The 267-nt window shown below is 50.2% G+C and carries 1 pseudogene; it reads right to left on the bottom strand.

The annotated features are described in order from the left end of the window. Positions 1–267: pseudogene (locus RMT89_RS43395) on the bottom strand (hypothetical protein); the annotation flags it as partial.

Below are 267 nucleotides of genomic sequence, written 5' to 3'. Positions count from 1 at the left end.
GGAACGTCATGAACTCCTCCTCAAGCTCCTGATACATGCGAGCCTGAGTGGGGGTCATTTCGTAATAGCGCTTGCTGTATACCTTTTCGGGGAGGTCCAGCACATCATCCTTGGTTACACGGCTGCTGATCTTCTTAAGAGCCGTGTACAGGTCATTGAGGTTGTTGTAGCAGTCAAGGATCGGATACTCAACCTGCTTCTTGCCCTGCCATCTGTAACCTACGTCCCAGATGCCGAAATATGACTTGAAGGCCGTGAAGGTATCAA

The organism is Streptomyces sp. P17 (assembly GCF_032436805.1).
Taxonomy (GTDB): Bacteria; Actinomycetota; Actinomycetes; order Streptomycetales; family Streptomycetaceae; genus Streptomyces.
This window is presented reverse-complemented; position numbering and strand designations above follow the sequence as displayed.